The organism is Tardiphaga sp. 862_B3_N4_1, assembly GCF_051811085.1.
GTDB classification, from domain to species: Bacteria; Pseudomonadota; Alphaproteobacteria; order Rhizobiales; family Xanthobacteraceae; genus Tardiphaga; species Tardiphaga robiniae.
This window is the reverse complement of the sequence record NZ_JBPWQB010000002.1, coordinates 2763174-2774984: the sequence shown is the minus strand read 5'-3', so window position 1 is coordinate 2774984 and position 11811 is coordinate 2763174. Positions and strand designations below refer to the sequence as shown.

The window sequence follows — 11811 nt, the reverse complement described above, 5'->3', positions numbered from 1 at the left end:
AGCGTCTATCGCAGTTCTTATGACCTTCGCGATCGAAGCTCCGGCGCAGGCGCAGAGCCAGCTTCCGCCCGTCGTTGTCGAGCAGGCCAAACCTCGTGCCACGCCGGCAGGTCCGCAGCGGTCGCGGGCGGCGCGCTCCGCCGCCAGCCGTCGAACTGCAGCGCGGGGGCCGACGGCGCCGGCCGCGACCGCCGCTCCGGCTGCTGCAGCTTTCGAATCCGGCACGGGTCCGGTCCAGGGCTACCTCGCCGGGCAGAGCACCACCGGCATGAAGACCGACACGCCGCTGCGCGAGACGCCGCAGTCGATCACGGTGGTCACGACCGATCGCATGGCCGATCAGGGCGCGACGAGTGTTCAGGATGCCCTGCGCTATATCCCGGGCGTCTTCGCCGACGCCTACGGTGTGGACTCACGCGGCGACTATCCGCGCATCCGTGGTCAGGACCCCAATATCTATCTCGACGGTACGCGCGCGGCGGACGCCTATCGGTTCAACGAATGGCGGCCCGATCCCTATACGGCCGAGCGCATCGAGGTGATGCGCGGACCGGCGTCCGTACTGTACGGCGACACGTCCACGGCGGGCCTGATCAACCTGATCTCGAAGCGCCCGCAGGCGGAAGCGGCGAGCGAGATCGGCGTTCAATTTGGCAGCTTCAACCGCAAGCAGGTGCAGATCGATACGACCGGCAAGCTGACCAAGGATGGCGAGTGGTTGTATCGCTTCGTCGGCGTCTTCCGCGACAGCAACATGCAGACCGACTTCACCAAGGACGACCGCATCGTGCTGGCACCGTCGCTGACCTGGCGGCCGACCAACAACACCAGCTGGACTGTGCTCGGCACCTATCAGAAGGACACGAGCGGCAGCTCTACGGCGTTCCTGCCGCATGAAGGCACGCTGTTCGCGGGGCCGAACGGCTTCATTCCGGTGAATCGCTTCGCGAGCTATCCCGGCTACGACAAATACCAGACCGAGACCGGTGCTTTCAGCAGCCTGTTCGAACACAGCTTCAACGATGCCGTGAAAATCACCCAGAACCTGCGCTTCACGCATGTCGAAGGCATCTATCGGACGGCCTACCCGGATTCCTACTCAAATCCCTCGAATCCGTTTCTGGATCCCGAGCACCGAACGGTGGCGCGCTACATTTCCAGCCAGGAAGTGGCCAAGGACAGCCTGACCATGGACAACAATGTCCAGCTCAAGCTGCTGACCGGACCTGTTTCACACAAGATGCTGTTCGGCCTCGATTATCGCGACCTGAACCAGCGCACACGTTCAGGCGGTGGCTTTGATCCAACACCGTTCGATCTCTATGCTCCCGTCTACACCAGTCTTACGGCGCCTGTGTTGTCCGACACCCCCGCGGTGCGGCAAAGCCAGCTCGGCCTGTACGCGCAGGACCAGATGCGGCTCGGCCCCTGGCTCGCCACGGTCGGCGTTCGACAGGACTATGTCAGCAACCGCGTCGCAGGCAGCCCCGACGAAGACACCAAGGCCACAACGGGCCGCGTGGGCCTGATGTATGAAACGCCTGTTGGCTTCAACCCCTACGTCACCTACGCGCAGTCGTTCAATCCGATCTTCGGCGCCAATGTCTGCGCCGAGATCTGCAAGGCGCAGCGCGGCGAGATCTACGAGGTCGGTTTCAAGTACAATCCATTCCCGGGCACCGCGATCAATGGCGCTATTTTCGACACAGTTGAGAAGAACCGGCTGGCCTCAGGATCCGTGCCCGATGCAAATGGTTTCATCGCTTCGATCCAGACCGGACAGGTGCGTATCCGTGGCGTGGAGCTCGAGGTCATCACCCAGGTGACGCCCGACCTCAGACTGATTGGCAGCTACTCCTATCTCGATGCCAAGGTTGAAAGCGGCGACAATGTCGGCAAGCATGTGGAAACCGTGCCGGATCACCAGGCATCGCTGTGGGGCACCTATCGCTTGACGTCGCTGGGTCTGCGCGACGTCACCCTCGGCGGCGGCGTGCGTTATATCGGCCAGTCCTGGGACGGCACGGATACGCTCCGCACGCCGGACTACACGCTGTTCGACGCCATGATCAAATACGAGACAGGCCCTTGGCGTTTCCAGGTCAACGCCAGCAACATCACCGACAAACGGCACCTCGCCACCTGCCTCGCGCGTGGCGACTGCTTCTACGGCATCGGGCGCACAGTGTTGGGGTCAGCGACCTACCGGTTCTGAGTGGTCAGACCTGCCACAACCAGTTCGCGGCCGGGCTTGTCCCGGCCGTTGTCGTTCTCTAAACAGCCCTGAAGTGATCAAGACACAGGGCAGGACATGACCAAGGCTGACGGCAAGGAACAGATTCGCAAGGTTGCACTCGTCACCGGCGCCGCGCGCGGCATCGGCCTTGCCGTGGCCAAGCGCTTTCTTGGCGAAGGCTATCGTGTCGCGCTGCTGGATATCGAACGCGAGCTGCTCGACGCCAGCGTCAAGGCGCTGAACGATCCCGACAACACGCTGGCGCTGCATACGGATGTCTCCGACGCTGCTGCTGTCGACAAGGCCTTTGCTGCCACGCAGGCCCGCTTCGGCCGGCTCGATGCGCTGGTCAACAATGCCGGCATTGCGAATTTCAAGCCTCTGCTCGAGACGACGCTCGAGGAGTGGGAACGCATCATGGCCGTGAACCTCACCGGCCCGTTCCTGTGCACCAAGGCGGCGGCCCCCTTGATGCGCGAGCATGGCGGCGGCGCCATCGTCAACATCGCCTCGATCTCGGCGCTACGCGCGTCCACGCTGCGCGTCGCCTACGGCACCAGCAAGGCCGGCATCATTCACTTCACCAAGCAGTCCGCTGTCGAGCTCGCGCTGCTCGGCATCCGCGTCAATGCGGTGGCGCCAGGCCCGGTGGAGACGGCGATGGCCAAGGCCGTGCATACGCCGGCGATCCGCGCCGATTATCACGATGCGATCCCGCTCAATCGCTATGGCGGCGAGGACGAACTCGCGGACGCGATCTTCTTCCTGTGCAGCGACCGGTCGAGCTACATCACCGGCCAGATGCTGGCGGTCGACGGCGGTTTCGACGCCACCGGCATCGGCCTGCCGACGCTGCGGCGCGAGGGCATCAACGGCTAGCGAAGGTCCGTGCCCGGATGACGTGCAGCATCATCCGGATTGCGCGGCTGCCGATTCGATCGCGCAGCTTTGCCAACTTAGAGAGATACTAATTCCAGACTAATTGTATGACGCCCCGGACGTCTTCCGGCTGCGTCGCTGCGTGATAAGTCGCCTGCATCACTTGGTAATGGGGTGCGGGCAAATGACATTCAAATCTTCCACACATCTGGGATGGCTGGTCGGGACGGCGCTGCCGATGCTGGCGTTGATCACGACGCCATCGCAGGCTCAATCGCCGCAAGGCAGCACCGCATTGCCAGCCGTGGTGGTGGATCAACCCGTTCGCCCGGCCGCGCGTGCACGAGCGACCCGCCCATCGACCGCTCGCGCGCGTGCAACACGCCAGGCTGCGGCACGCAACAATGCGCCGGTTGCGGCCGTCGCCGCGGCTCCCTGGGTTCGCGCGGAAACCGCCACCGGCCCGGTGCAGGGCTATCTCGCCAATCGCGGCATGGGCGGCACCAAGACCGACACGCCACTCCGCGAGACGCCGCAGTCGATCTCGGTCGTGACTGCCGATCGCATCACCGACCAGGGCGGCCTATCTGTCCAGGAAACCCTGCGCTATGTGCCCGGCGTGACCGCCGATCCGTTCGGCGGCGATGCCCGCGGCGACTACACGTTGATCCGCGGCCAGGAGCCGAGCCGCTATCTCGACGGCATGCAGGGCTCGCGGCTCAGTCAGGTACTGGAATGGCGCCGCGATCCCTACGCGCTGGAGCGCATCGAGGTGCTGCGCGGGCCATCGTCCGTGCTATATGGCGGCTCGTCCACCGGCGGCGTGCTCAACGAAGTATCGAAGCGCCCGCAGGCCGAATCCCGTAACGAGATCGGCGTGCAGTATGGTTCCTTCGACCGCAAACAATTGCAGATGGACTCCACCGGCAAGCTGACCAAGGATGGCGAGTGGCTGTATCGCTTCGTCGGCGTGCTACGCGACTCCAACTCGCAGGTCGACTACGTGCCGAACGACCGCATCCTGCTGGCGCCGTCGCTGACCTGGCGCCCGACCAATGATATCTCCTGGACCGTGCTCGGCAACTACCAGAAGGACAGTTCCAGCTCGTTCAGCGCCTTCCTGCCCATCGAAGGCGTGCTGAAGCCCGGCCCCAACGGCTATATTCCGGTCAACCGCTTCGCCGGCGAACCGAATTACGATCGCTACAACATCACCACCGGCGGCGTCACCAGCCTCTACGAGCAGAGCTTCGGCGATATGCTGAAGATCAAGCAAAGCTTCCGCTACAGCCACACCGACGGCGATTACGCCATCATGTATCCGGACCTGTATTCCAACCCGACCAACCCATTCCTCGACGCCGGCCGGCGTACCGTGCAGCGGATCTATTATGCCCGTCAGGCCGCGAAGGACGCCTTCACCTCCGACAGCAATGCCGAAATCAAGCTGCAGACCGGAGCGGTGTCGCACAAGGTGCTGGTGGGCATCGACTATCTCGGTCTGCACGAGAAAACCCGCAGCGGCAGCGGCCTCGATCCGCGGCCGTTCGACCTGTATGCACCGGTCTATAGCAGTTTCTCCGCGTCGCTGACCGACGATCCCCAGGCACAGCAGGGCCAGACCGGCTTCTATGCCCAGGACCAGATGCGGCTGGGCCCGTGGCTGGCGCTGCTCGGCGTGCGGCAGGACTATGTCAGCTATAGTGTCGAGGGACTGCCCACCCAGAACGACAGGGCCACCACCGGCCGCGCCGCGCTGATGTACGAATTGCCGTTCGGCGTGACGCCCTATGTGTCCTGGGCGCAATCGTTCAACCCGGTATTCGGCGCCAACACCTGCGAAAGCGGATTCTGCAAGCCGGTGCGCGGCGAGCAGTTCGAGGTCGGTTTCAAGTACAATCCGTTCGCCGGCACCGCGATCAATGCGGCGATCTACGACACCACCGAGCGCAACAGGCTGTCCTCCGGACCCGGCGTCTTCTCGATCCAGACCGGCCAGGTGCGGATCAAGGGCCTTGAGCTGGAAGTGCTGACCAGCGTCACACCCAATCTCGACCTGATCGGCGCCTATGCCTATACGGACGCGCGGATCGAATCCGGCGACAATGCCGGCAAGCGCGTCGCCAGCGTGCCGCAGCAGCAGGCATCATTGTGGGGAAAATATCGCCTGGCATCGCTCGGCCTGCCTGAGGTCACCGTCGGCGCCGGCGTGCGTTACATCGGCGAATCCTGGGACGGCATCGACCTGCTGCGCACGCCCGACTACACGCTGTTCGACGCCATGGTGCGCTGGGACAACGGCCCGTGGCGGCTGCAGTTCAATGCGACCAATATTGCCGACACCCGCAACATCGCCACCTGTCTGTCATTCGGCGACTGCTTCTACGGCATGGGCCGCACGCTGCTGAGCACCGCGACGTATCGGTTCTGAGACCTGGCACCCGCTTCGCTCGAAAACGCTCTAGAGAACGCGGAGCCCCAGCATAAAAAAGGCCAGCGCGCCGGTGGATGCCGCCGTGCGCACGTGGTTCCAGCCGGTCCAGACCGACAGATAGCGCGTCCACAGACTTGCAGTCTCGGCGCTGTCGGCGGGTGCGGCAGCGAGCGCGTCGTTCAGCGGCACGTTGAAGACAACGGTGACGAGGAAGGTACCGACGGTATAGAGCAGTGCACCCGTGACGAGATAGGGTGACGCCGGATGCGACCAGTTCAGCACCGCGATCACAGCGATGACGACGCAGAGCAGCACCGTGCCCATGAAAGCGGTGAGGAACAGCGGGCTGAGAATCGTGCTGTTGATCGACTGCATCGCGGCAATACCGGCCGGTGCCGGCAACTTGCCGAGCGCGGTCATCACCGTGACCGAGAATACGAAGAACAGCCCGGCCATCAGGCCGGAGCCTATCGCTGCCGCAAATGTCAGGCCGAACGACATTCGTCCCATCCTCACCTCGACCCCGTCGGCGCGCAGCCTAGCAGTTTTACTACTCCGCAAGCTGCGGCGAAAGTTCGCGCGGGCGTAGCGTGGCGATACTGACGGCAAGCGCACCAACTGCCGTGCAGGCGATGGTCGCCACCATCGGCAGCGAGGTGCCATCGAAGAACAGGCCGGACACGCCGATCATCAGACCACCGGTGACCATCTGCAGCGTACCGCCCAGGGCGGAGGCGATGCCGGCGATGGGGCCGTGGTTCTCCAGCGACAGCACCATGGTCGACGGGATCACCAGACCGAGGAAGGCGAAGGACACGAACAGCAGCGGGATCAGCACGGCAAGGCTGGTGAAGCCGGCCAGTGTCAGCGCCAGCAGCACGACTGCGAAAAACGCATAGGCCGACACCGCCGCCATCACCACGCGGCCCATGCCGAAGCGGCCACCGAGATAGCCCGCGAATTGCGAGGCGCCGATGAAGCCGATGGCATTGACCGAGAAGGCCAGGCTGTATTGCGTCGGCGTCAGGCCGTAGTGCCCGATATAGACAAAGGACGATGTCGCAAGGAACGCAAAGAAGCTCGCCATGCCGAGGCCACCGATGAAGGTGAGCCCGAGGAAGTGCCAGTCGCGCAAAAGCTCGCCGAAGCTGCCGAGCACATTGCGCACACTGCCCGAGATGCGCTCATGCGCGGGGCGCGTCTCCGGCAGCAGCGAGGCCACCAGCACAAGAGCAATGACGGCTGCGATGGTCGTTGCGACGAACACCGCACGCCAGCCGAACGGCACGATCAACGCGCTGCCGCCGAGCGGCGCGAGAATCGGCGATACCGAGAATACCAGCATCACCAGCGCCATCAGTTTCGTCGCCTCAGGGCCGGTGTGCAGATCGCGAATGATGGCGCGCGGGATCACGCCCATGGCGGCGGCGCCGAGACCCTGGACAAAGCGGAACGCGATCAGCCACGCCACACCCGGCGCCAGCGCGCAACCGATCGAGCCGGCGATGAACAGCGTCAGACCTGCATAAAGCGGCGCCTTGCGGCCATAGACGTCGGATAGCGGACCATAAGCGATCTGGCACAGGCCGAAGGCGATGAAGAACGCAATCAGCGTCATCTGCGTCGCCGAGGTCGTGGTGTGCAAATCGGCGGTGATCGCCGGCAGCGCCGGCAGATACATGTCGATGGCGAAGGGACCGACGGCGGAGAGCAGGCCGAGCACGACGGCGTTGCGGGTAAAGGCGGACATGGGATTTTCTTTTCTTGTTCAACGTGGCCGCGACGCATCTTCGATCGCTGATCGTGACACGCCGGCTGGGATGAGGAGCAAGGCACAGCCTCTCACAACACCAATGATCTGACGGGGCGCCTTGTAGCGGAAGCGAGCCCTACACGCCAATCAAGCGGTTGGCATCGTGCCCCGCCCCTCACCCGCCGCGAAGACGCGGCGACCTCTCCCCGCGCAGGCGCGGGGAGAGGTAAGAAAGCGGCGTACGCCTCACATCACTCCATCGCGCAGTTGATCATCCAGGGCGCACCGAATTTGTCGACACACATACCAAATCCCTTTGACCAGAACGTGGCGCCGAACGGCATCTTGATGGTGCCGCCCTCGGACAATGCCGCGAAGACCTTGGCGCCATCTGCAGGATCCTGGATCTGCAGACAGACCGACATGCCCTGCATCTTCTCGAAATAATCCGGCGGCGCGTCCGAGGCCATGATGACCTCGCCATCGACCGAGATCTGGCCATGCAGCACCTTCTTGGCCATCGACGGCGGCATCTGTTCCGCCGCGGGCGAGCCTTCCACATGCATGATGACGTCGATCTTGGCCCCGATTGCCTTCACATAGAAATTGAGGGCCTCTTCGCAATTGCCGTTGTAGTGAAGATAGGGATTGACCTGCATCGCTCTTTCCTCCGGTTAAAAACTCTGGTTTCGGATCGGGATCATCGCGCGCATAGCGGGATCGCGCAGGTACAGCCCACCCCATGCCATCACGCCGATGTAAAAGCCAAACAACAGATGCGTGAACAGCGGGCTGTCGACGCGCAGATGTGTCGCCATCGCGCCGCCGAGAAGCCCGGTGAGCAGAATGGCGCCGAAAACGGACGTGCGCGGGATCGCGTACAGCAATGCGCAGAGCAGCGTGAGAACGCCAAGGCCGCGCGCCTGCGCCATACTGCCACTATAGCCGAGCTGCTGCATGGTCTCGGTAACCTCCTTGATCGGCACCAGCTTGATCCCGCCATCCATCACAAGAAAGAGAATGACGAGGCCGCTGAGAATGCGGCCGATCCAGAGCGCGGTAGGGGAAACGGGCATGAAATGGTCCTGTGTTCGAATAGCTGCCGATGTCTCAAAGACGAGCGGCATCGACGCAATCCGACACCGCCATAGAAATTATTCGCGGTGTACTTTCTTCCCTCCCCCCTTGCGGGGGAGGGTGGCGCGCAGCGCCGGGAGGGGGTGCCACACACGCCATCGCTTGTGGTTACCCCCCTCCCCGGCCCTCCCCCGCAAGGGGGGAGGGAGCAGAAAGCGTCTCGCCCGTCTTTCGTTTGCGGCTACTGTTCGGCGGCTTGCTCTCCAGCATCAGCCGGTCGAGATGCATCCGGATGTGATCGGCCTCCGCCGACGTATTGGCCAGCGCGATGGCGCGGTTGAAGCTTTCCCGCGCTTCATCGTTGCGGCCGAGTTGCATCAGATATGCGCCTTGCACGCCGAAAAAGTGGAAATAGTTCGAGAGCTTTGCGGCCAATGGCGCGATCATCTCCAGCGCCGCTTCGGGACCGCGCACTTTCGAAACCGCCACCGAGCGGTTGAGCGTGATCACCGGCGACGGCTGCAGGATTTCCAGCGAGCCATAAAGCAACTCGATCTGCGCCCAGTCGGTGTCTTCCGGCTTGGCCGCGCGGGCATGCAACGCGGCAATGGCCGCCTGGATCTGATAGGCGCCGGTGCGGCGATGGCGCATCGCCTTGTCGATCAACGCCAGGCCTTCGGCGATCATCTTGCCGTTCCACAGCGTGCGGTCCTGATCGTCGAGCAACACCAGCGCGCCATTGGCATCGAAGCGCGCCGCCGAACGGGCATATTGCAGCAGCATCAACGCTGCGAGGCCCATGATCTCCGGTTCGGCCGGAAATAGCTTAAGCAGCAGCCGTCCCAGGCGGATCGCCTCCTCGCATAATGGCGCGCGCAGATCGATGCTCTCGCCTGACGCCGAATAACCCTCGTTGAAGATCAGATAGAGCATGGCGGCCACGGCAGCGAGACGCTCGCTGCGTTCCGGCGCGCCGGGCGTCTCGAACGGCACATTGGCCTTGGCGACGGCAGATTTGGCACGGGTGATGCGCTGTTCCATCGCGGCATCCGAGACGAGGAACGCGCGGGCGATCTGCTTCACCGTCAGGCCCGAGACGATCCGCAGTGCCAGCGCAATCTGCTGCGTCGCCGGGAGTTGCGGATGGCAGCAGATGAACAACAGCCGCAGGATATCGTCGCGATAATGCGAGCCATCGAGACGCTCGGCGAGTTCGCTCTCGGCATCATCCAGATCGGATATCGCGTGGTCGTCCTCCGGCAGCGGCTGCTGCTTCGCGCCACGGCGGATATCGTCGATAGCGACGTTGCGACCGACCATGATCAGCCAGGCCGCGGCATCGCGCGGCGGGCCATTTTGCGGCCAAGTCTTCAGCGCGCGCAGGCAGGCATTCTGGAACGCCTCCTCTGCTGTGTCGAGATTGCGGAAATAGCGCAGCAGCGCGCCAAGCGCCTGGGGACGCGCCGAGGTCAGCGCCGCATCGATCCAGGCGACATCGGTCATGGCTGGAACGCTCCGTGGAAGACGCCGATCGGGCGAATTTCATAGGCGCCGCCGGGATTGGCGCGGCCGAGGTCCTGCGCAATCTCCAGCGCGCCGTCGAGGTTTTCGGCCTCGACGACATAGAAGCCGAGCAACTGTTCCTTGGTTTCAGCGAAGGGGCCGTCCAGCACCACCGGCGGCTCGTCCTTGCGCAACGTTGTCGCCGCGGTGGTCGGCAGCAGTCGCGCCACGGGACCGAGCCGGCCCTGCTGCGCGAGCTTGCCGTGCACAACGGCGAGCTTCGCCATCACGGCGTCGTCTTCGTCCTTCGACCAGCCGCCGACAACGGCTTCATCATGGTAGCAGAGGATGGCGTAAAGCATGGGGTCTCCTTGGATGAAAGACGGTCGGCATCGTGCGATCCCGACAGGTTAGCGGAAATTATTGTTGGGAGCGCGGCGACGTGGAACACGTCATGCGGCGAACCGGCATAACAGGCCGACCGCCTTCTGCAGGAACGCCTCCAGCTCTGCGCGCGGAACACCGGCACGGGACCGGATCGAGAGCATATTCAGTATCGCAGACGCCATCTGCGACAGCGTGGGAACATCGATCGTCTCCGGCAATTCGCCGCGCGCGACGGCGGTCTTGAAACACCAGCCAAAGGCGTCATCGAGCTCGACAAAATTTTCGCGCATCATCGCGCCGATCTCCGGATCGGCGATAGCGTCGGACGCCACCGTCATGACAGCAAAACAGCCGCGCGGCGCGGTATCGCCTGTGGTGTAGATGTCGAGTGCCGCATCGAAGAACCGGCGCAGCCGCTCCCGGATGTCGATATCGGCCTTGAAGATCGCGATGACCCGGACGGTGTAGTCGTCGCGATAGCGCTGGTAGCTCTTGATATAGAGCGCGCGCTTGTCGCCGAAGGCGCCGTAGAGCGACGGCCGGTTCATGCCGGTCACTTCGCTGAGATCGTCGAGCGACGTCGCCGCATAACCGCCCTTGCGAAACAGCGCCAGCGCCTGACCGATCGCCACGTCGGGCTCATAGGCGCGTGGCCTGCCGCGGCGCTTCGGCTCGGTGGCCACCTCCGGCTTCGCCACGCCGACGGGCTTTTTCTTTTTTTGTACCATTTCGCATTAAATCCCTTGACCGAATTTATATTATGCGAGACGGTACGAAAATCAACCGGCGGACCGGTCGCAACAGTCCGCCATCTCAAGGAGGCTTCCATGGATCTGTATTTCTCCCCGATGGCCTGTTCGATGGCCACCCGCATCGCGCTGTATGAGGCCGAAGCCGGCGCCGATGCCCGGTTCTTCGAGGTCGATCCACTGAACAAGGAGGTGCGCAACGACGGTTCGGATTTCCGCGACGTGAATCCGCTCGGTCTGGTGCCGACGTTGCGCACCGACGATGGCGTCATCCTCACCGAGAATGCTGCGATCCTGCAGCATGTCGCCGACTGGTTTCCGCACTCCCCCATCGCCGCGGGTTCGGGCATCGACCGCAGCCGGCTGCAGCAGTGGCTGTGTTTCATCGGCACCGAGCTGCACAAGGGGCTGTTCGTCCCGTTGCTGGCCAAGAAGGCGCCCCCGGAGATGAAGGCCTATGCACTACAAAGCGGATTGTCGCGGCTGACCTATCTCGAAAACCATCTCACCGGACGCGGCTTCCTGCTCGACAGGTTCAGCGTCGCCGACGCCTATCTTGTCACGGTGCTGAACTGGACGATGGTGTTGCCGGAGATCGATCTGAACAATTGGCCGGCGATCAAGGCCTATCACAAGCGCCTGCGCGAACGCCCGAGCATCGTGCGCGCGGTTGCCGAAGAGTTCGAACTGTTCAAGGCCGAACAGGAGCGCCACAAAGCGGCGGCGTGATCAACTAATCCACCCTGGATCTAACTAGAACTCGTCATGCCCGGCGCCATGCCGGGCATCCACG

The 11811-nt window shown here is 63.4% G+C and carries 11 protein-coding genes; 4 read left to right on the top strand and 7 right to left on the bottom strand.

Features of this window, described 5'->3' with window-relative positions:
* The first annotated feature begins 19 nt into the window (after nt 1-19).
* The 3 genes from AB8B02_RS30420 (at nt 20) to AB8B02_RS30410 (ending at nt 5546) form a co-directional block, all read left to right on the top strand.
* Complete coding sequence (locus AB8B02_RS30420) at nt 20-2215, top strand: TonB-dependent siderophore receptor (RefSeq protein ID WP_120288529.1); 2196 nt, start codon at nt 20-22, stop codon at nt 2213-2215.
* 96 nt (nt 2216-2311) lie between these two features.
* Nucleotides 2312-3115: an SDR family NAD(P)-dependent oxidoreductase gene (locus AB8B02_RS30415; RefSeq protein ID WP_092139189.1), complete on the top strand. Its 804-nt coding sequence runs from the start codon at nt 2312-2314 to the stop codon at nt 3113-3115.
* Nucleotides 3116-3299: 184 nt separating this feature from the next.
* Nucleotides 3300-5546 carry a TonB-dependent siderophore receptor gene (locus AB8B02_RS30410; protein ID WP_120288528.1) on the top strand — a complete coding sequence of 749 codons (2247 nt, stop codon included), beginning with the start codon at nt 3300-3302 and terminating at the stop codon, nt 5544-5546.
* A 30-nt stretch (nt 5547-5576) separates the two neighbouring features.
* On the opposite strand, the gene AB8B02_RS30405 is transcribed toward AB8B02_RS30410, so the two are convergent.
* The 7 genes from AB8B02_RS30405 to AB8B02_RS30375 all read right to left on the bottom strand — a co-directional run bounded on the left by AB8B02_RS30405 (nt 5577) and on the right by AB8B02_RS30375 (nt 10997).
* Nucleotides 5577-6059, bottom strand: a complete 483-nt coding sequence (locus tag AB8B02_RS30405) for an anthrone oxygenase family protein (protein ID WP_120288527.1) — start codon at nt 6057-6059, stop codon at nt 5577-5579.
* A 40-nt stretch (nt 6060-6099) separates the two neighbouring features.
* On the bottom strand, nt 6100-7299 hold the full coding sequence (locus AB8B02_RS30400) for a multidrug effflux MFS transporter (RefSeq protein WP_089262001.1): 1200 nt from the start codon (nt 7297-7299) through the stop codon (nt 6100-6102).
* Nucleotides 7300-7553: 254 nt separating this feature from the next.
* A complete protein-coding gene (locus AB8B02_RS30395) occupies nt 7554-7961 on the bottom strand; it encodes a VOC family protein (RefSeq protein ID WP_068733526.1) in 408 nt (135 codons plus the stop codon).
* Between the two features lie 15 nt (nt 7962-7976).
* Nucleotides 7977-8378, bottom strand: coding sequence for a DoxX family protein (locus AB8B02_RS30390; RefSeq protein ID WP_439065885.1), 402 nt, complete (start codon nt 8376-8378; stop codon nt 7977-7979).
* Between the two features lie 169 nt (nt 8379-8547).
* Entirely contained in the window at nt 8548-9882 is a 1335-nt protein-coding gene (locus AB8B02_RS30385; RefSeq protein ID WP_120288525.1) for an RNA polymerase sigma factor, read from the bottom strand.
* Complete coding sequence (locus tag AB8B02_RS30380; protein WP_092139199.1) at nt 9879-10244, bottom strand: YciI family protein; 366 nt, start codon at nt 10242-10244, stop codon at nt 9879-9881. Before AB8B02_RS30380 ends, AB8B02_RS30385 begins: the two co-directional genes overlap by 4 nt.
* Nucleotides 10245-10334: 90 nt before the next feature.
* On the bottom strand, nt 10335-10997 hold the full coding sequence (locus tag AB8B02_RS30375; protein ID WP_120288524.1) for a TetR/AcrR family transcriptional regulator: 663 nt from the start codon (nt 10995-10997) through the stop codon (nt 10335-10337).
* A 99-nt stretch (nt 10998-11096) separates the two neighbouring features.
* Between AB8B02_RS30375 and AB8B02_RS30370 the strand changes: the two genes are divergently transcribed.
* On the top strand, nt 11097-11747 hold the full coding sequence (locus tag AB8B02_RS30370) for a glutathione binding-like protein (protein ID WP_120288523.1): 651 nt from the start codon (nt 11097-11099) through the stop codon (nt 11745-11747).
* The last annotated feature ends 64 nt before the right edge of the window (nt 11748-11811 follow it).